Origin of the sequence: Paraburkholderia sp. CI2 (assembly GCF_014201055.1) — a bacterium.
Lineage (GTDB): Bacteria > Pseudomonadota > Gammaproteobacteria > Burkholderiales > Burkholderiaceae > Paraburkholderia > Paraburkholderia tuberum.
The window spans coordinates 365616-386510 of the sequence record NZ_JACHDL010000002.1 but is presented as its reverse complement, the minus strand read 5'-3'; the positions used below and the strand labels follow the sequence as shown (position 1 = coordinate 386510).

13 protein-coding genes are annotated in these 20895 nt (G+C 64.8%); 12 read left to right on the top strand and 1 reads right to left on the bottom strand.

Annotation, left to right across the window (positions count from 1 at the left end):
- Positions 1-29 precede the first annotated feature (29 nt).
- The 11 genes from tssH (at position 30) to HDG32_RS05415 (ending at position 17695) form a co-directional block, all read left to right on the top strand.
- Entirely contained in the window at positions 30-2834 is a 2805-nt protein-coding gene (gene tssH, locus HDG32_RS05465; protein WP_184064102.1) for a type VI secretion system ATPase TssH, read from the top strand.
- A gap of 64 nt (positions 2835-2898) precedes the next feature.
- Positions 2899-3903, top strand: coding sequence for a TcdA/TcdB catalytic glycosyltransferase domain-containing protein (locus HDG32_RS05460; protein WP_184064099.1), 1005 nt, complete (start codon positions 2899-2901; stop codon positions 3901-3903).
- Positions 3904-4304: 401 nt separating this feature from the next.
- On the top strand, positions 4305-6191 hold the full coding sequence (gene tssI, locus HDG32_RS05455; protein WP_260335817.1) for a type VI secretion system tip protein TssI/VgrG: 1887 nt from the start codon (positions 4305-4307) through the stop codon (positions 6189-6191).
- Positions 6188-6742 carry a DUF6931 family protein gene (locus tag HDG32_RS05450; RefSeq protein WP_184064096.1) on the top strand — a complete coding sequence of 185 codons (555 nt, stop codon included), beginning with the start codon at positions 6188-6190 and terminating at the stop codon, positions 6740-6742. Before tssI ends, HDG32_RS05450 begins: the two co-directional genes overlap by 4 nt.
- The gene (gene tagH / locus HDG32_RS05445; RefSeq protein WP_184064093.1) at positions 6739-8343 is read left to right on the top strand and encodes a type VI secretion system-associated FHA domain protein TagH; all 1605 of its coding nucleotides are present in this window, start codon (positions 6739-6741) and stop codon (positions 8341-8343) included. Before HDG32_RS05450 ends, tagH begins: the two co-directional genes overlap by 4 nt.
- Positions 8344-8448: 105 nt before the next feature.
- The gene (gene tssK, locus HDG32_RS05440) at positions 8449-9786 is read left to right on the top strand and encodes a type VI secretion system baseplate subunit TssK (protein ID WP_184064090.1); all 1338 of its coding nucleotides are present in this window, start codon (positions 8449-8451) and stop codon (positions 9784-9786) included.
- On the top strand, positions 9783-11225 hold the full coding sequence (icmH, locus tag HDG32_RS05435; RefSeq protein ID WP_184064087.1) for a type IVB secretion system protein IcmH/DotU: 1443 nt from the start codon (positions 9783-9785) through the stop codon (positions 11223-11225). Before tssK ends, icmH begins: the two co-directional genes overlap by 4 nt.
- A 4-nt stretch (positions 11226-11229) precedes the next feature.
- Entirely contained in the window at positions 11230-14826 is a 3597-nt protein-coding gene (gene tssM, locus HDG32_RS05430) for a type VI secretion system membrane subunit TssM (protein ID WP_184064085.1), read from the top strand.
- Positions 14823-16325: a type VI secretion system-associated protein TagF gene (tagF, locus tag HDG32_RS05425; RefSeq protein ID WP_184064083.1), complete on the top strand. Its 1503-nt coding sequence runs from the start codon at positions 14823-14825 to the stop codon at positions 16323-16325. Before tssM ends, tagF begins: the two co-directional genes overlap by 4 nt.
- Positions 16322-17041 (top strand): PP2C family serine/threonine-protein phosphatase, encoded by a 720-nt coding sequence (locus HDG32_RS05420; protein WP_184064080.1) that lies wholly within the window; start codon positions 16322-16324, stop codon positions 17039-17041. The genes tagF and HDG32_RS05420 overlap by 4 nt, the downstream gene beginning before the upstream one ends.
- Positions 17042-17341: 300 nt before the next feature.
- The gene (locus HDG32_RS05415) at positions 17342-17695 is read left to right on the top strand and encodes a hypothetical protein (protein ID WP_184064077.1); all 354 of its coding nucleotides are present in this window, start codon (positions 17342-17344) and stop codon (positions 17693-17695) included.
- Positions 17696-17760: 65 nt separating this feature from the next.
- On the opposite strand, the gene tssA is transcribed toward HDG32_RS05415, so the two are convergent.
- Positions 17761-18804 carry a type VI secretion system protein TssA gene (gene tssA, locus HDG32_RS05410; RefSeq protein WP_184064074.1) on the bottom strand — a complete coding sequence of 348 codons (1044 nt, stop codon included), beginning with the start codon at positions 18802-18804 and terminating at the stop codon, positions 17761-17763.
- Positions 18805-19238: 434 nt separating this feature from the next.
- On the opposite strand from tssA, the gene HDG32_RS05405 reads away from it, so the two are divergent.
- Positions 19239-20882 (top strand): fatty acid--CoA ligase, encoded by a 1644-nt coding sequence (locus HDG32_RS05405; protein ID WP_184064071.1) that lies wholly within the window; start codon positions 19239-19241, stop codon positions 20880-20882.
- The last annotated feature ends 13 nt before the right edge of the window (positions 20883-20895 follow it).

Sequence of the window (20895 nt, the reverse complement as noted above, 5' to 3'; positions counted from 1 at the left end):
GCCGCCTCTGGTCATACAGGATTGGAATCATGGCTGAAATAAGTCGTGGCGCCTTGTTCGGCAAGCTCAACGCGCTGGCCTATCGGGGTATCGAAAGCGCTACCGTGTTCTGCAGGCTACGCGGCAACCCGTACGTCGAACTGGCGCACTGGATTCATCAGATCCTGCAGCTGCAGGATTCGGATCTGCATCGCATCGTCAGGCATTTCGGCCTGGATCCGTCGCACCTTGCACGCGACGTCACGGTCGCACTCGAACGTTTGCCGCGCGGCAGTACGAGCATCTCCGATCTGTCGGCCGAGGTGGAAGAAGCGGTCGAGCGCGGCTGGGTATTCGCTACGCTGCTGTTCGGCGAATCCCAGGTGCGCACCGGCTATCTGATCGTCGGCCTGTTGCGTACGCGACACTTGCGCCACGCATTGCTCGATGTCTCGGGGGAATTCGACAAGCTACGCGCCGAGACGTTGGCCGACGACTTCGCCGGCATCGTCGAAGGCTCGCCGGAAGACGGCCAGCATGCCACCGACGGGTTTCGTGCCGGCGCGGTTGCGTCCGGCGAGGTTGCGCCGGGCGAGAGCAACGGTGCGATGGCGCCCGCGCAGATGGGCAGGCAACAGGCGTTGCAGCAGTTCACGGTCGATCTGACCGCGCAGGCGCGCGACGGCAAGATCGACCCGGTGGTCGGCCGCGACGCCGAGATTCGCCAATTGGTCGACGTACTGATGCGCCGGCGCCAGAACAACCCCATGCTGGTCGGCGAAGCGGGTGTCGGCAAGACGGCTGTGGTGGAGGGGTTCGCACTGCGCATTGCGCGTGCCGACGTGCCGCCGCCATTGCGCAACGTGCAGGTACGTGCGCTCGATATCGGCCTGTTGCAGGCCGGCGCGAGCATGAAGGGCGAGTTCGAAAACCGCCTGCGTCAGGTGATCGACGAAGTGCAGTCTTCGCGCAAGCCGATCGTCCTGTTCATCGACGAAGCGCATACGCTGGTGGGCGCGGGCGGTACGGCGGGCACCGGCGACGCGGCGAACCTGCTCAAGCCCGCGCTCGCGCGCGGCAATCTGCGCACGATCGGCGCGACCACCTGGGCCGAATACCGCAAGCACATCGAGAAGGATCCGGCGCTGACGCGACGTTTCCAGCCCGTGCAGGTGGACGAACCGAGCGAAGAGAAGACCATCCTGATGATGCGCGGTACCGCGAGCGTGATGGAGCAGCATCATCGTGTGCAGATTCTCGACGAAGCGCTCGAAGCAGCCGTCAAGTTGTCGCATCGCTATATTCCCGCGCGTCAGTTGCCGGACAAGGCCGTGAGCCTGCTCGATACCGCGTGCGCGCGTGTCGCGATCAGCCAGCACGCGGTGCCGGCGAAAATCGACGACACACTCAAGCGGATCGAGGCGCTGGAGACCGAGCAGACGATCATCGCGCGCGAGAAAAGCGTCGGCATGGAGGTGGAGGCTCGCGAGTCGCTGGCTGCAGCGACGCTCGAAGCGGAACGGCTGCGTTTGCAGCAGTTCGAAGCCGCGTGGGACAACGAGAAATCGCTGGTCCAGCAGATTCTGGCGTTGCGCGCGCGGCTAGGAGGCGAGGCCGCGCCGGGCGAACGCGCCGGTAGTGCGCGGGAACCGACCGCGCACGGCGACGCGAAGTCCGACGCATCGACAAACTCGTTCGCGCCGCCGGCGCTCGACGATGACACGAGGGCAGAGGTGCTTGCCGAGTTGAAACAACTGCAGGCGCAGCTCGCCGTGCGGCAGGGCGAAAACCCGCTGATCCTGGCGAATGTCGACTACCAGGCGGTCGCGTCGGTTGTCGCTGACTGGACCGGCATTCCGGTCGGACGCATGGTCCGTGGCGAACTGCGGACCGTGATGAATCTCGCCGACCTGATGTGCGAGCGCGTCGTCGGTCAGGACCACGCGATGGAGATGATCGCCAGGCGCATCCAGACATCGCGCGCCGGTCTCGACAACCCCAACCGTCCGATCGGCGTGTTCATGCTCGCCGGCACGTCGGGCGTCGGCAAGACCGAGACCGCGCTGGCGCTCGCCGAGGCGCTGTACGGCGGCGAGCACAACCTGATCACGATCAACATGAGCGAGTTTCAGGAAGCGCACACGGTTTCGACGCTGAAGGGCGCGCCGCCAGGCTATGTCGGTTATGGCGAAGGCGGAGTGCTGACCGAGGCCGTGCGGCGTAAGCCGTATTCGGTGGTGCTGCTCGACGAAGTGGAGAAAGCGCATCCCGATGTCCACGAAATCTTCTTTCAGGTGTTCGACAAGGGCGTGATGGATGACGGTGAAGGCCGCTCGATCAACTTCAGGAACACCTTGATCCTGCTGACCACGAACGTCGGCACGGATCTGATCGCCGGCCTGTGCCAGGACCCGGAGCTGATGCCGGATGCGCAGGGCCTCGCCAAAGCGCTGCGCGAACCGTTGCTCGAGGTGTTTCCCCCCGCGCTGCTAGGCCGGCTCGTGCCGATCCCTTACTTCCCGCTCAGTGGCGCGATGCTCGCGAAGATCGTGAGACTGCAACTGGACCGCATCAAGCGGCGTATCGAGGATCGCTATCGCGTGCCGCTCGACTATGACGAGGCCGTGGCGCAACTGGTCGTGAGTCGCTGCACGGAGAGCGAATCGGGTGGCCGGATGATCGATGCGATTCTGACCAACACGATGTTGCCTGCGATCAGCCGCGAGTTTCTCGCACGCATGATCGACGGCGTCGCGATCGAGCGGGTTGGCGTGAGCGTCGAGGACGGCGATTTTGCGTATCGCTTCGACGAGTGTGCGCCGCTCATCACCGCGATTCCCGGCATTCCTGATTAGTGTGACCGGGGCGCCGAACGCTGAGGCGGTCGAAAGAAATTGACCTTTACGAGGAGTTCAAAACGTGAAAGCTATTCCAAAGATAATTCATATTATCTGGATTGGCGGCGATGTCCCGCAACGAAACCGCGATTGCATCATAACGTTTCCAAGGTTGAACCCCGATTGGGAGGTGAATCTCTGGATCGACGCCAATCAGTTGCTGACAGGCGAACGTCGCCGCCAGATCAGCGTACAACACAATGCCAGCACTACGCCGAACCAATGGGATGAGGTGGCTCAACGTTTGGGTAAGGACGGGGGCGATTCGGCAACGATGAGATATCTGAATCAGTATCTGAACATGCGCGGCGAGGATTTGCATGGAATGCGGGGCCGCCAGGTCAACTCGATCATAAACTTCTGCGAGCAGAACAGGATCAAGCTGCGCGAGGTGCAGCATGATTTGAAGATGGGTAAGAACTCGACGATTTACCGACGCGAATTGGTCAATCGCGGAGCCAACTTCGGTTCGGCCAGCGATATTCTGCGAATCGAGATTCTTCTTCAGCATGGCGGTCTCTATGTCGATACCGACGTCAGCTGCGTCAGTCCCTTGGGGGAAATCATCTGCCACCAGTCTTACCTGCGATTCTCCGCCGTGCATTCCGCCTGGCATCACGGAATAAGCGAGAGCGACTGGGTGAATCCAAACTGGTGGGAACAGCACGTCAGAGACGACCAGACGCCATCGATCAGCAACTCAATCATCGCGAGTCACGCTGGCAGCGGTGGCTTGAAGTCCTACAAATCGCTCATACACAGCAACTTCAGATCGATCAGGAACAGCGATGCTCTGCGAACAGAATATATGAATGACGTCCGCACGAGCACGATCAGAATGACGGGACCAAAGGCAGCAGCGGAGAGTTCAGGCTTCAAAAAGGTCCGGGACAAAATGTTCGAGGAGCAAGTCCGCTCTGAGACCTCGGATCAGAAACTGCAGAACAATCTATTCATGCGAGATAACTGGTACTTCCCCATGCACAAGGTCAAGGACAGTTACTTTCACGATTGGCTTGGCGTGTGAGTTCTTCGAGCGAATCCGGGATCACGTCAATATCGGGTTGATCCATAACACGCAGGACGACCGTCCCGCGGTCGCGAACGACCCGGTGGACAGTTCGCGCCGACTGGTCAATAAGGGTTTGGATCCGCTCACTCAGGAGACCTATAAGGAGACCTATAAGGAGACCTATATCAAATTCATTTGCGCCATGGCGAAGGAATAGATCGCGTGGGCCGGGTGTTCTGTTTGCCAAAGGGCGTACTAATCGCGCCGGGAGATGGAGCGATGCCAGCAGGCAAAAACCGTCGACCTGGAGGCGTCCGGTTCGCAACAGCGGTGCCGATACCGGTTCCATCACCGCGCTGCGGCTTCCCGTCCAGTACGACTTACCCGCAACGTAAAGAAGGTTCGCAGATCACGTCATGGCCCACGCAATCACACTCACTTCCAGTCTCGGCAGCAGTCTCCTGTTCGCAAACATGACCGCGACCGAGTCGCTCGGTCGGCTGTTTTCATATCGGCTCGAAGCGATCAGCAAGAACGCGGAAGTCGACCTGCGTTCGCTGCTGGGTACGCCGATGACGGTGAAGCTTGTCACGCCGCAAGGCTATACGCGTTACTTCAACGCGATTGTCCGCGAAGGCGAGCAAGGCGGCTTCGTCAACATCGACAACGTGCGCTATGCGGTTTACACGTTCACGCTCGTGCCGAAACCGTGGTTAGCGACGCGCAGACGCGACTGCCGCATCTATCGAAGCATGAGTGTGCCGCAGATCGTCCAGTCGGTACTTGGCGACATCGGCTATAGCGATCTGAAGGTGAGCCTCAGCGGTAGCTATCCGCCGCGCGACTATTGCGTGCAGTACCGCGAAAGCGACTTCGACTTCGTCAGCCGGCTGATGGAGCAGGAAGGCATCTACTACTTCTTCACGCATACGCAGAGCACGCACACGATGGTGCTCGCCGATGCGCTCGGCGCGCACTCGAGCGTGGCTGGCTTCGAGCAGATTCCCTATGCGCCGCCGATCGAGCGGGGCAAGCGCATGAAGGCGTCGATCAGCGACTGGGAGACCTCTCGCGCGGTCAACGCGACGAAGGTGCAGCTCGACGACTACGACTATCTGAAACCGAAAGCATCGCTGCTTGCCACCGAAGAGCTGACCGACATGGAGGACGCGCACAACGTGAGCGGCCTCGACATCTACGACTATGGGTACGACTACGTTGGCTACGACGAGCGTCTGTCCGACGGCCAGCGCTACGCGCAGGTGCGCGCGGATGCGTTGAATGTGCCGCTCGCGATGAGCGCCGGCCACACCGACGCCTGTGGTCTCGCCACGGGTGCGCTGTTCAGGCTCAAGGACTTTCCGCTTGCCGACGCGAATCACGAATACCTCGTGATCGACGCGGTGACGCGCCTCGTCGAGCCGGACTACTCGGCGGGCGGCGGTGGAGACGATGGCGAGGCGCCGTTCAGGTGCGGCTTCAAGGCGATCCGCAGCCGCCAGCTGTTTCGCACGATGCCGACGACGCCGCGTCCGGTGATCGCTGGCCTGCAGACGGCGGTGGTGTACGGCGATACGCCCGAAGACATCGCCGTCGACAAATACGGCCGCGTGCAGGTCACGTTCTTCTGGAATCGTCAGGGCAAACCGAACGCGCGGAACTCGTGCCCGGTGCGGGTCGCGCAGATGTGGGCCGGCAAGCGCTGGGGCGCGCAGTTCATCCCGCGCGTCGGACAGGAAGTGGTGGTCAGCTTTCTCGACGGCAATCCGGACCGGCCGCTGATCATCGGCAGTGTCTACAACGCCGACAACATGCCGCCGTACAACCTGCCGGACAACAAGACCCAAAGCGGTGTGAAAAGCCGCAGCCACGAAGGTGGCGGTAGTGACGACTACAACGAGATCCGCTTCGAAGACCGGGTGGGCCGCGAGCAGGTGCTGATTCACGCGCAAAAGGATCTGCGCGAAGAGTCGGAGCACGACCACGATGTCCAGGTCGCGCGCAACTACACGCTGACGGCGGGCAACCAGATCAGGCTGGTCACCGGACTTGCCAGCATCACGATGAACAGCACCGGCGAGATCGCGATTCAAGGCACCAGCGTCTCGCTTAACGGAGACATGAACGTGACGATGGCTTCGGGTCTTGCGATGGAAATCAACTCGAAAGCGAATCTGAACATGAGTTCGATCGCGGCGATGGAAATCCTGTCCGAGGCCGATTGCCTCGTGCAGTCCACCAACCTGCAGTTGATCGGGACCGCGACGGCGGTACTGGGCGGCGCGGCTCCGATGATCTTATGAGCACGCCGTCGATTTTCGAAGCAGCGCGCCAGATGCGGCTTTCCACGCGCGCGCAAGCGTGCCTGCGGCCGTCGATGGCGGCGCGTTCGGCGGTGCAGACATTGCTCGACGCCGGACATTCAGCCGATGCGTTGAGCCTGCTGGGTCGTCTTCTGCCGCGCCGTTATGCAGTGGCGTGGGCGTGCCAGTGCGGCCGCCGTCAGACGCTCGACGAACACGATCGCGCAGGTCTCGAACTGGCGGAAGCGTGGGTGCGCGATCCCATGGAAGCGCAACGCGCCGCGGCGCTCGCGTTCGCGAAGACGCATCGCTACCAGACGATCGGCGCATGGACGGCTGCCGCCGCAGGTTGGTCGGGCGGCAACCTGAATCCGCAGCACGAGCGGCCGACGCCGCCGCCGGAGCATCTGACGGCGATCGCGGCGACGGCCGCGGTGAGCTACATGGCCGCGCTGGTTCCCGCGCGGTTCGATGCACGCCGTGCCGCGTTCGTGCGCGATGCGCTGGGCCTGCTGAGTGTTCCTGAAGGTATCGATGGAGGTAGGCAATGAGCGCCGCGCAGAGGCTGATTCTCTCGATAGAAGGCGAGGGGACTGGCGGCTTCGACGCAAGCCGCGAGCAGGTGTTCGACTGCCGCGATGGCAGCATCGGCCGTTCCGACGAGTGCGACTGGGTGCTGGGCACGGAAGGCGTGTCGCGTCTGCACGCGCTGGTGCGCTACCTGAACGGCATGTATTTCATCGAGGACCGCAGCACGAACGGCATGTCGCTGAACGGCGCGCCACTGCGAAAAGGCGATCCGGCCGCGCTGAAGCAAGGCGACCGCTTGCAGATCGACACGTTCGATGTCAGCGTGCGCTTGAGCGGCAACGGATCGACCGAACCGGACCCGCGGGCCGGCGCGGTCGATCCGGGGCGCACCGCGTCTTTCGGTGCTGCCGCGCCGGCCCCTGCCTGCGCACCGGCGCCTGCGCCTGCGCAAAACAGGGGTCCGCTGGACCTGAGCCTGCTGCTCGCGCCACGGCGCGCCACCCCGGCGGACGAGCATGCGGGCGAGGCCGAAGGCCTGATTCCGGGCGTCGCCGATGGATCGGCGCCGGGTGCGAGTCTCGATCCACTCGCGTTGTTCGATGTGCCATCGTCCTACGCCGACGAACCGCTGCCTCGCGTATCGTCCGCGCCCGGTTGGAACCATACGCCTGCGGCGGCCGACCGCTTCCGGCCGCCGCAGGCCGAGGCAGCACGGCTTGGCGGGCCCGTCCTCCCGGAAGACTGGGACGCGAGCGCGAGCCTGGTCGCCGCGCGTTCCGGGCAGGGGCGGATCGAACCTTCTGAAGATGTGTCCATGACGACTGGCGGGATCCCGGCGCTTGTGCCCGCACCGTCGCCGCGACAGCAACGCTGGTCGGGAGATCTGACCGGACCATTCGCGGTTGCGCCAACGCACGCATCGACGCCGACGCAGGTGCCGCCGCAACATCAAACGCAGTCGGAAACGCCGATGCATTCGCACGCGTCGCCGGACTCGCCGGACACAACACCGGTCGTGATCGCTGCGGCAGTTGCAGCGCCGGCAGTGCCTGCGGTTCCGACCGCTCCGCTCGCCTCTGCCGCCCCGTCGCCCGCCGGCGAAGACGCTCCCGAATTGATGGAAATGTTCCACATTGCCGTCGACGCGATGATGGACGTGCTACGCGCGCGCGCCGAACTGAAGAACAGCTTCCGGCTGCCCGCGACGTTGATCCAGCGTTCTGAAAACAACCCGTTGAAGTTCGCGCCGACCGCGCAGGAAGCCGTCATGAGGCTGCTCGCGCCGCCCGATGGCGGCTTCCTCCGCGGCAACGCCGCGCTGAACGATGCCGCCGACGACATCCGCAATCACCAGATGGCGATGCTTGCTGGCGTGCGTTCCGCGTTCCAGTCGCTGCTCGCGCATTTCGATCCGGCGAAGATCGAACGGGAAGCCGAAGGCAGCGTGCGCCGTTTGCCGCTCGGTGGCCGGCCGCGTCACTGGGAGCGCTACAAGGAACAGTTTGAAGAAGTCACGAGAAATCCCGATGAATGCTTCAGGCGGCTGTTCGGCGATGAATTCGCGCGCGCCTACGAAGAACAGCTCGGACGCCTGAAAAGGCGGCGCAACGAGCCAACGTAACCAGCCAACGCGACCCGCCGGCGTAACGCGGTGCGGCGAGGCCCGAGGCCGTCGCGACCCGCACTCGTCGCGCGACGTGTGACAACCCCTATCCGGTTCACCGACATGACCCAGAGCAACAAGGTGGTATGGAGCGAAGGCCTGTTCCTCAGGCCGCAGCACATGCAGCAGCAGGAACGCTATTTCGAGCGTTACGTCGAGCTGCGCGCGGGCAATCTGCGTCCGCACGCATGGGGCTTTCACGAACTCGAACTGGAAAGCGATCTGCTCGCAATCGGCAAGCTCGGCATCAAGCGCGCACGCGGCGTGTTTCCCGACGGCACGCCGTTCGCAATGCCCGGCGATGATCCACTGCCGCCGCCGCTCGATATCGATGCGAACTGGCGCGACCAGATCGTTCATCTAACCTTGCCGCTGCGTTCGCCCACGCAGCCGGACAGCGCATGGCCCGGCGCCGGCAGCGATCAACTGTTCCGCTATCGCGTGCGCGAAGCCGAAGTGCGCGATGCGTCGGGCAGCATGGAAGGCGTCACCGCGCTGGAAGTCGCGGGCATGAGCACACGTCTTTTACCCGAATCGCAGCCGATGGAAGGCCTGATGCGGATTCCGTTGGCACGAGTCGTCGAATGCCGCGCCGATCGGCGGGTGATCCTCGACGATGGCTTCGTGCCGACCTCGCAGAGCACTGAAGCGGCCGGGCGGCTTGTCACCTTCCTGTCCGAGCTGCTAGGCCTGCTGCATCAGCGCGGCGAGGCGCTCGCAGGACGTGTGAGCGAGACCGATCGCGGCGGTGCCGCGGAAATCGCGGACTTTCTGCTGCTGCAGGTGATCAACCGCTATCAGCCGCTCGTCGCGCATCTTGCCGAGGCGCCGCTGCTGCACCCCGAAGCGCTTTACCGGCTGCTGCTCGAACTGGCCGGCGAGCTGGCTACATTCACGACGCCGGGCAAGCGCGCGCAGGCTTTTCCGCCGTATCGGCACGAACTGCTGCGCGAAAGCTTCGAGCCGGTGATCGCGGCGCTGCGCATCGCGTTGAGCGCGGTGCTCGAACAGAGTGCTGTGGCGATTCCGCTGCAGCAGCGCAAGTATGGCGTGTGGGTCGGCATGGTGCCCGATCTCACGCTGCTCGATACGGCGACCTTCGTGCTCGCCGCGAAGGCCGACCTGAAGTCCGAAGACATGCGCCGGCAACTGCCGACGCAATCGAAGATCGGTCCCGTGGAAAAGATCCGCGATCTGGTGAACCTGCAACTGCCGGGCATCGGCGTATCGCCGATGGCGGTCGCGCCGCGCCAGTTGCCCTACATGTCGGGCTTCCTCTATTTCGAGTGCGACAGAAACTCGCCGATGTGGCGCATGTTGAAGACGTCCGGCGGCATCGCGATGCACTTCGGTAGCGGCTTCGCCGGTCTCGACCTGCAACTGTGGGCGGTACGCGCATGAATACCACCAATGACCGTTCCGCCGACGCAACCCGGCGCGGCGATGCGACGATGGTGCGCCCGCAGCGCGCCGTCAACGGCGATCCCAACGCCGATCCCAACACCGACGCCGGCGACGTCACGCGCATCGTGCGGCCGGCATCGCCCACTTCGCGCGTGATGCCGGCAAACCGGCCGTCGCAGCCGCCTGGCCCGCCGCCGCTGCGCGCCGAGCTGGGCGACTTCCTGAGCGGTGTCGCCAATCCGCTCGTCCGTGCGGCCAATCCGCTCGTCCGTGCGGCCAATCCGCTCGTCCGTGCGGCCAATCCGCTGCTGCTGCTGACGGTGCAATTGCGGCACAGCGTTGCGCCGCCCACCGACGTCGGCCGTCTGCGCGAACAGGCGGTCGCACAGGTGCGCAGCTTCGAGCGCTACGCACAGGGCGCGGGCATCGACACGCAAACCATCGTGGCAGCGCGCTACGTGCTATGCACGATGCTCGACGAGTCGGTGAACAACGCGCCGTGGGGCGACCTGAGCGGCTGGGCGCAAAAGACGCTGCTCGTGACATTCCACGGCGAGGCCTACGGTGGCGCGAAGTTCTTCCAGATCCTCGATCGCCTGAGCGTCGACTTCTCGCGCCATCTCGATCTGATCGAACTGATGTACATCTGTCTCGCGCTGGGCTTCGGCGGACGCTATCTCGTGGAACCAGGCGGCCTCGCGCGCCTGGCCGACATTCAGGATGATCTCTATCGACGCATTCGCGGGCTGCGCGAAGCGCCCGCCGCGGAACTGGCGCCGCATTGGCGCGGCGTCGAAGACCGCCGCAATCCGGTGATGCGGCATGTGCCGATGTGGGTCGCCGCGTCGGCTGCGGCCGTCGTGCTGCTGGGTGCATTCCTGGTGTTTTTCACGAAGCTCAACGCGCTCGCTGCGCCGGTCGGCGCACAGCTTGCCGCAATCGGTCTCGAGAACACGCCGCCGCCGCAAACCGTCGCGACGCCCGCGCCCACGGCCGCGCGCGTGACGCTCAAGCAACTGCTCGCGCCACAGGAACAGGCCGGCCAGTTGAGCGTCGACGAACAAACCGATGGCCGCGCCACGGTGCGTCTCGCCGCCGCCGAACTGTTCCCGTCGGGCGGCGCCGACATCGCGCCCGACGTGGTGTCGCTCCTGCACCGGATCACGTCGGCGCTGAATCAGGTGAAGGGCAGGGTGATCGTCGTCGGCCACACCGACGACCAGCCCGTGCGTTCGCTGACCTTCAAGGACAACTTCGCGCTGTCGACGGCGCGCGCGCAGAACACGCAGCAGATTCTCGCGCAGGGGCTCGACGATCCGCGTCGTCTCGAAGCGAGCGGCGCTGGCTCGTCGCAGCCGATCGCGACGCCGGCCGATCTGCCGGCGAACCGCACGCGCAACCGTCGCGTGGAAATCCTGTTTATCCCGGAGCACTGAACCCATGAACACGCTGAAAACCTGGGTGACGTCCCGGTGGTTCACCGTCGCGATCGGATTGCTATTGATCGCTGCGCTGATCTGGCTGGGCGGCCCCTATCTCGGAATCGGAGAACGGCAACCGCTCGCGAGCGCCGCGGCCCGGCTGGCGCTGATCTTCGCGATCGTGCTTGGCTGGCTGCTGGTCGAACAGGCCATGCAATGGCGCGCGCGGCGCAAGACGTCGCAACTGTCCGGCGAGCTGGCTGGACAGGACGCGCAGCTTCCGCTCGACGAACCCGGCAGCGCCGAACGCGAGCAGTTGCAGCGTCGCTTTCGCGAAGCAATCGATATGTTGCGCAAGACCCGCAGGAATGGCAGCAATCTCTATGCGCTGCCGTGGTATGTGGTGATCGGTCCGCCGGGCTCGGGCAAGAGCACCCTGGTGCAGAATTCCGGGCTCGAGTTTCCGCTCTCGGAGCGCTTCGGCAAGGAGGCGCTGCGCGGCATCGGCGGCACGCGCAACTGCGACTGGTGGTTCACCGACGAAGCGGTGTTTCTCGACACCGCGGGCCGCTACACGACGCAGGACTCCGATGCGGCCGCCGACGCGTCCGCATGGCAGGCGTTTCTGTCGCTATTGCGCCGCTATCGGCGGCGCCGTCCGTTGAACGGCGTGATCGTGACCATGAGCGTGTCCGATCTGTTGACGCTCGACGAAGACGCGCGTCAGCAGCACATCCGCACCGTGCGCCGGCGCCTCGACGAACTCGCGCAGCACCTGAAGGTGGCGGTGCCCGTGTATCTCGTGTTCACCAAGTGCGATCTCGTGGCGGGCTTCACCGAGTTCTTCGACGATCTCGGGCCCGATCTGCGCAGTCAGGTCTGGGGCATGACGTTTCCCGTCGACGCGAGTATCGAAGGTAGCGCCTGCGCGCGCTTCGCGGGCGAGTTCGACCTGTTGCTGGAGCGTCTGAATACGCGCGTGATCGAGCGTCTGCACGGGGAGCGCGATCGCAGCCGACGCGCCGCCGTGCTCAGCTTTCCGCAGCAGCTCGGCGCGTTTCGCGAAATTGCGCGGCAGTTCGTCGAAGGCGCGTTCGGGCGTCATCAGTACGGCGCATCGCCACTGTTGCGCGGCGTCTATCTGACCTCCGGCACCCAGCAGGGCGCGCCGATCGACCGCATGCTGAGCGCCGTCGCGCGCACCTTCGGCGTCGACGCGGCACGCGTGCAGGGCGGCGGCACGCAACGCCGGACCTTTTTCGTCGAACGGCTGCTGAAGGAAGTGCTGTTCCGCGAGTCGGGCCTCGCCGGCACCAATCCACGGCTGGAACGGCAGAAGCTCCTGATGCAGGCCGGGATGTATATCGGCATCGCGCTCGTCACGGCGCTGCTGATCACCGGCTTCGCCACCAGTTACACGCGCAACCGTCTCTACGTCGCGCAGGTGCAGGACACGCTGGAAGACCTGCCGCCAGCCAGCAGCCTCGCCGGCGCACCGGATCTCAAGACGTATTTCGCGCGTGCGCTCGCGCGCCTCGAAGTCATCTCCGGCGCGCAGGGCGTCGCGGGCCAGTATCAGGGCCACGTGCCCTGGCTGATGCGCTTCGGCCTGTTCCAGGGACACGCGTTGTTCGGGCAGGTGCATGCCGCGTATCTGCGCGAACTCGACGGCACCTTGCTGCCCGGCGTCGGCGTGCGCTTTCGGGAAGGACTCAACGCCAGTGCCAACGCTCCGCAGGCACTCTACGACTACCTGAAGGGCTATCTGATGCTCGGCCAGCCGCAGCATCTCGATCCCGGCGAGCTGGCCGCGCTCGCGCGCATCGAATGGCAACGCATGTTCCCGCAGGACCCGGCGATCCAGAACGCGCTCGACAAACACTTTTCCGCGCTGGTCGACGATCCGGCGAAGCCGCGCGCGCTGACGCTCGACAACGCGCTGATCGATCAGGCACGCGCGACGCTGAAGACCGCCGATCTCGCGACGCTGATCTACGGCAGCGTCCAGCTCGACGCCGGGCGTTCGGGGGCGCCGCCGGTGCGACTCGACCAGTCGCTCGGACTGCTTGGCAGCGTGTTTCGCCGCAAGAGTGGCGCGCCGCTTTCGCAACCGTTCCCCGCGCTGTTCACGAGGCCGGTTTTCGCCGCCGAGGTGAACGGCGGAATCGATCGATCGGTGGACGGCTTCGTGAAGGACTACTGGGTCTTCAACGCCAGCCGCATCGATCCGCTCGCGCGCTCGCGCTATGAACAGCAGGTGCTGGCACTGTACGAGCAGGACTACATCAAGGCGTGGGACGCATTGCTCGCCGATCTGCAACTTCAGCCGGTGTCCGACATTCAGGCCGCGAGTGCGCTGGCCGCGAAACTGTCGGGTCCGAGTTCGCCGCTGAAAGCGCTGCTGCATCTCGTGCATGACAACACCAGTGACATGTTGCGCGGCGCCACGGCTGACGGTGCAACTTCGGCTTCATCGGCCTTGTCGGCTTCGGCGGTGGGCGCGCAGGCGGCGTCTGTAGGCGAGAACCTGGTCGCGAGACGCGCCGCGAACACGCGCCTTGCCGGCGAATTGCGCGATGCGGGCGCAACGTTGCCGGACGGCACCACGACCAACGGCACCGCAAGCACCAAACCGGGTTCGGGCGAAGCGCCGGCCAGCCGGGCGGGCGCCGCCATCGAGGCGCATTTCGCGCAGTTGAACCAGATGAGCGTCGGCACGCCGGGCTCGACGCCGCTCGATCAGATGTCCACCGTGCTCGACCAGCTCGGCAAGAACCTGTTGACGATGACTGACCTGAGCGCACCCGGCGCGCAGAACGATCCGGCCGTGCTCGCGGCGCGCCAGGAGAGCGACCAGTTGCCGCCGCAGGTGGCTTCGCTGATTTCCGGCCTCACCGGCAAGAGTGCGGATCTGGTCGCGAGCGGAAGCAGCGCCGCGCTCGCCAGCCAGTTTCGCGAGGCAGCGGGCAACGACTGCGCGAGCTTTGTCGATGGCCGCTATCCGTTTGCGTCGAACCGTGCATCGGACATCCCCGTGCAGAACTTCGCCGAGCTGTTCGGCAATGGCGGACGGTTCGACAGTTTCTTCAAGTCGACGCTCGCGAAATCAGTCGACACGAGTGGCCGCAACTGGCGCTGGAAGCCCGGCGCGCCTACCGGCCCCGACGCCGTGCTGAGCGAAGCGCAGAGTGCCGACGCGATCCGCCAGATCTATTTCCGCAACGGCGCGCAACTGCAGGTCGGCTTTACGCTGCTCGCGCCGCAGCTCGATCCGGCAATCGCGAAGCTGACCGTCGAAATCGACGGGCAGAAGTACGACTACGCGGCGAACGGCCCCGCGAGCATGACGATGACGTGGCCTGGACCGCAGCCCGGACACGTGGTCGTCAGTGCGTTCGATGCGTCCGGCCAGCCGGTCGGCACGCCGCTGAAATTCAATGGCGACTGGGCGTTCTTCCACGCGCTCGATGCGGCCCGTCTGCAAAAGCAAAGCGACCTGCGCTATCGCGCGACCTTCGACTTCGGCGGCCATGCAGTGAAGCTGCCGATCGCGCCCGCGAGTCTGAAGAACCCGTTCCTCAACGACGAAGTCCGTCGTTTCAGGTGTCCGCGATGAACGGTGGAGTCGGCTTCTTCGGGAAATTGCCCAGCGCGGGCGATTTTGTTCAGCGACGGCTGCCGTCCGCGTTCGTCGAAGACTGGGACCGTGACTTCCAGCGCGCGGTCGAAACCGGGCGCCGCGAACTCGGAGCGCACTGGGACGCCGCATGGCGACAGGGCGCGGCGTGGCGCTTCGTGCTGCCCGCACCGGTGTGCGGCAACGTCGCGTGGTGCGGTCTGATCGGACCGGCCGTCGATCGGCTCGGCCGTGCCTTTCCGATGGTGCTGGCTGCGCCCTGTGGCGGCGATGTCGCGACCGTGCTCGGCAATCATGCGTGGTTCGACGCGCTCGAGCGCGTCTATCGCAGTGCGCAGCACGAGGTCGTGAGTGTCGAAACCTTCGATGTGCGCGTGGCGGCGTTGCCCGGTCCGCTGACGCACGTGCGACCAGCGACCGACATGGCTGCGTTCTGGCGCGCGCTGCCGTGGGACGGCGGTCAATGGCGACTGGCGATGCCCGAAGGCGCGGCCGATGGGATGGTGCTGGCCGAGGCATGGTCGCAACTCGGCAAGCGGCCGGGGCCGTGGTGCCTCTGGTGGACCGAACGTGCTGCGTGCCTGCTGGCGACGCGTGGTTTGCCGTCGAGCTACGCAGCGCTACTGGAGCCGGTGGTGTCGAGGGTGGGCGACGTGGGTGACATGGGTGACATGGGCGATGCGCTGCGCGAGTTCGGCTCGGCATCCGCTCGTCAGTGGGAGTCTGTTGCGTTGCCGGGCGATGAAGAGATCGCTGCCGGGCAATCCGGTCTGCACGCGGAGGATGGTCACGATGATCGAGTGTTGCCCGTCGGTTCATCGGCAGCCGGTCACGCTGCAGATGCCAGCGATGCGCTGCTGCTACTCGACGACGGCCGCACGCTGGTGCTGAGTGCCGATGACGGCCCGTCTCACTCGCACCAACGTGCAGCGCGCGCCATCCGCGAGACGGCGCAGCGCAGTGCGGCGGATCTGCCCAGTCTGCGGACCGGCCTGCTGGCGCTGCACGCGCAACTGCGCGGCGCCCGGCACGATGCGCACGATGCGCGCCACGCAGCGGCAGCAAACGGCGCTGCCCTCGTCGCGCGCTTTGACGCAGCGCAGGTGCGACTGCTGCGGATCGGCGCCGCAGCAGCCTGGCACTGGCGGCGCGGCCAGTTGCAACCACTGTTCGTCGAGCGGGCGGCAGGCGCGGGCGGCGAATTTGACGATCTGCTGTTCGGCGATGCATGGCTCGCGATGCCCGGCATCGGCGCCTCCGAAGAGCCGGATTGCGACGAAGCGTGCATCACGCTCGAGGATGACGATCGCCTGCTGTTGCTCGTCAGCCGCGCGCTCATCCAGCTTCCGCACGCGTGTCTGCTCGAGGCGCTGGCATTGACCACGAACGAGGACGCCCGCCTGCATCTCGCGATGTGCGCGGGCCTCGGCACGCAGCCCGCGCAATGGCCGCTGGCCGTGATCGAAGCCGGCTCATGACGACGCATTGTTGCTCCGCCGGCCGCACCGAGACAGGCAAGGTGCGCCGCCGCAATGAAGATGCGATTCTGGTTCGCGAGGACCTCGGACTGTGGGCTGTGGCCGACGGTCTGGGCGGCCATTCGGCCGGCGACTACGCGAGCACGCTGATCATCGAACGCCTTGGTGCGCTGACGCGCGAAGGCAGCGTCTTCGACTTCATTGCTGCGATCGAAGACAGCCTGCAGCAGGTGAACACCGAACTGCGCGAGGCCGCCGTCGCGCGACAAACCGACGTGATCGGTTCGACCGTCGCGCTGCTGGTGCATGACCAGCAGTTCGTGCTGTGCGGCTGGGTCGGCGATAGCCGCGTGTACGTTCAGGAAAACGGCGCACTGACGCAACTCACTCGCGACCACGTGCATGGTCAACCGGTCGACATCACGCATTTCGGACCACGCGCGCCGGCAGGCGTGGGCACTGGCGTGCTGACCCGGGCGGTCGGCGTCGACGAGACGCTCTACGTCGACTGGGCCATGGCCGGCAGCCGTCCCGGCATGCAGTTCCTGCTGTGCTCGGATGGCGTCAACAAGGAGCTCAGTGATGGCGAATTGACCGCCGCCTGTCGCGAGCAGCACAGTCCACGCCGGCAGATCGAGCGCCTGTTCGAGCTCGCCCTTGCGCGTCGCGCGCGCGACAACATTTCCGCCGTCATCGTGCGGCTCGAAGCATCGTGAAATTTCCGCCATGAACCATCCGGACCCCATCCCTTCCGCTTATCACGGGCGCACGCCGAAGCTGGCCGCGCTATCCGACGCTTTCAGGACACGTTGTGAGCGTCAGATCGACGTTCTTCGCAGCGGGTCGGCACCCGCGAGAACTGGCGCGCGTTCCACCACTTCATCGTCCGCACAGATGGCCGGTGCGTTATCGGCATCCGTGCGCCGCAACCACGGCATGACTATCGTGCCGCCCGCGCTGTCGGTCCGCAGCGATGTCGTGCAGTGCGAGTGGCTGCGACCGAGGAGGCAGCAGGCATGAGTGTGGACGAGCAGCAGGTCAACGACGCATTGCGCGCGCTCGACGAAGCCCATCGACTACAGCGGATTCAGCGCAACGAATACCGGTACCGCCGACGCATGTTGTTCGAATCGCTGGGGCGGGACACTGCGGGTACAGGCGACACCGTGCGGCGGGTCGTGCTGTCGGGCGTCATGCAACAGCCGGACGTGTCGGCGGAAGGTCACGATGCCGGAAGTGCGGCAAGTGCTGAAGGGGGGGCAGTGCGCACGGACCTCGGCGCGCGACCGCTCGCCGCGTGGGGCGCCGTGCTGCTCGGCGTGGCCGCGGTGGGCGTCATGCTGTTTTGCTGGTTTGTCTTCGCATATTGAGCCGCGTTTTCGAAGCAGCCAGTCCGAGCGCAACAGCCGCTCGATGTTGCACCGATCTGCAGGGATCATTCTTCGTCCGGCCCGGATAGCGTCTGCAGTTCTGCGAGGCCGCCGGGCGCGATGTTTTGAAGGACCTCCGCGAAGCGCTTGCCGACCAGACGTCTGGCTCGCTTGAGCAGGATCGGCAGCGGACTGGACGGTTCGTGACGTTCGTAGTAGTCGCAGATTTCGTCGATGCACAGGACGACGTCATCGGGTCCCTGGATTCGTCCGTTATCGCGCCGAGGGGCAGGGTTCGTGGGCGCGTCTTCGCCGGTCGACACCAATCCGGCGGCGAGCGCTTCGCCGCGCTCTGGAAAGCGCCGCGCCAACTGTGCATCGACGAACTTCTTCAACTCTTCGATATCGTCGGTCAGGTGGGCCAGATCGGGTCCAGCGGTACCCAGCTTTTCGCTCGCAATTGCATCAATGGCGCGCGCGTGCTCTAGCGCCATCGCGAGTGCTGCGGCCGCATCGGGCAACTGGTGTTCGGGGCAATCCATGCAGCACGCTTCGAGGTCGATCAGCGTGGGCGCAGGCAGGCCCTCCGCAGAGGGTGGCGGGGTGATTGCGCCTGTCGCGATACGCAGATCACGCAACGAAAAGCGGCCGAGTCGCGGTGAGCTCACGAAGGGCGCGTTGCGGAAATAGGCGAGTACGCTCCGGGGATCGCCGAGCGGCATGATCGCGTTGGTGCGCGCGGTAGCGTCGTTGTCGTCGGCGGCGTCCAATTGCGGATGCGCCGCTTCCCAGTAACGTTCCAGCAGACCGCGAACCAGCCCCAGACCGGCGCTCCAGCCTGCAATGCCATGAATGCGGGTCGAAGCGGCGGTCAGATGGATGGCCACACGCAGGTCGTTGGTACGGTTGAACAAAGCCTCGGCGGCGGTTGCCACCTTATCCCAGTCCGGTTCTACGGCGGCCTTCAGGCTGTCGCCCATCGCCCGCTCGGATGTCGGTGTGGCGAGGCGCTCCAGCGCGATGAACTCTGGATCGTATTCGAGGTTTTCGCCTGTCGGCGTGCTGTCATCGATGGGGCGGAGCAGGTGATCTGGATCGAATGGCGTCATGATTGGCTGGCGAAAAAGGAAGGGCGCTGAGACTACAACGACAGGGCGCGTCCAACGAGCGCGCGGCATCAAACGGACAACAGCTAATGCCCCGTAGTTATTCCGTCTCAACTGATCGTCAGCCTGGTACGCAGATCGAACTGCCGGGCGGCTGCCCTGATCAATGTTCTGTCGTGAGTTGGCAGCCGGTTGCCGCTGCGCCGTAACTCCCGCGCGGGCCGCCACAGGGGCGGTCCGCGAGTTTGTTCAGATCAGACCGCAGCGCCGCCGTGACTGGCATCCCCCGCGTCGCCCCTACCGCTCCCCCGTTCGAGGGATATTTCCGGATCGCAATCGCGCCGATGATGGCGTCACTCGGGATGCCAGCGTACGCGACATATAACGACGAACCTGTGTCAGCCCGCAGTCTATTTTCTCGACTCAAGGAGATGTTGATGCAGGACGCAGTGCAAGACTCGACGCCATCCAACCATGCCTATCCGCTGCTGATCAAGCATCTGTTGCACACGCCGTTCGCTCAGGCGCCGGACCAGGAAATCGTCTACCGCGGGCAGCTGCGGATGACCTACACCACGCTGCAGGAACGTATCGCGCGGCTCGCCAATGGCCTCGACGGGCTCGGCGTGCGGCACGGCAGCACGGTCGCCGTGATGGACTGGGACAGCCACCGCTATCTCGAGTGTTACTTCGCGGTGCCGATGATGGGCGCGGTGCTGCAGACGGTCAACGTGCGACTGTCGCCGGCCGAGATCGTCTACACGATCAACCACGCGGGAGCGGAAGTCCTGCTCGTTCACACCGATTTTCTGCCGGTGCTGGAAACGATCAAGGATCAGCTGGAAAAGGTACGCATCTTTGTGCGGATCGACGAGCCGGACAGCGACGCATGCGCGCACGCCATCCCGTTCGCGACGGAATATGAAGCGATGCTGGCGGCGAGTGCGACGCACTACGACTTCCCGGATTTCGACGAAAACACCAGGGCCACCACGTTCTATACGACGGGCACGACCGGCCTGCCGAAGGGCGTGTACTTCTCGCATCGTCAACTGGTTCTGCACACGATCACGCTGATGGCCGCGCTGGCGAGCCCGGTGTCGGGTCAGCGCTTTCACCGTGGCGACGTCTATATGCCGCTCACGCCGATGTTCCACGTGCACGCATGGGGCATGCCGTACATCGCGACGGTGCTGGGCGCGAAGCAGGTCTATCCTGGCCGCTATATGCCGGATCGTCTGGTGCAGCTGGTGCGAGACGAGGGCGTCACGTTTTCGCACTGTGTGAGCACGATCCTGCACATGCTGCTCAACTGTCCCGAAGGAAAGTCGGTGGACTTCAGCAAGTGGAAGATCGTCATCGGCGGCGGCGCGTTGCCGCACGGCATTGCGCGCGCCGCACTCGAGCGCGGCATCGACGTGTTCGCAGGCTACGGGATGTCCGAGACCTGCCCGGTGCTGAGTCTCGCGCAACTGCAGCCGCGCAGCGAGCCGCTCGACCTCGACGAAGAAGTCCGCCTGCGTTGCAAGACCGGACTGCCGGTTCCGCTCGTCGATCTGCGCATCGTCAACGACAACATGGAGGACGTCGTGCACGACGGCAAGGCATACGGCGAGATCGTCGCGCGTGCGCCGTGGCTCACCCAGGGGTACCTGAACAATCCGGAAGCGTCCGAACAGCTCTGGGCCGGCGGCTACCTGCATACACAAGACATCGCGAACATCGATACCACCGGCAATCTGCAGATCACCGACCGCATCAAGGACGTGATCAAGTCGGGCGGCGAATGGATCTCGTCGCTCGAGATCGAAAGCCTGATCTCGCTGCACCCGGACGTGTCGGAAGTCGCGGTGATCGGGATCAAGGACGAGAAGTGGGGCGAACGTCCGGTGGCGCTGGTGGTGCTCAAGGAGAACGGCAGGATCACCGAGGACGAAATCAGGCAGCACGTTCTCCAGTTCAGCCACACAGGGCAGATCTCGAAGTACGCGGTGCCGCAGACCGTCAAATTCGTCGACGCACTGGAAAAGACGAGCGTCGGCAAGATGAACAAGAAGTGGCTGCGCGAGCAGTTCGCGTAACCGGTGACCAGGA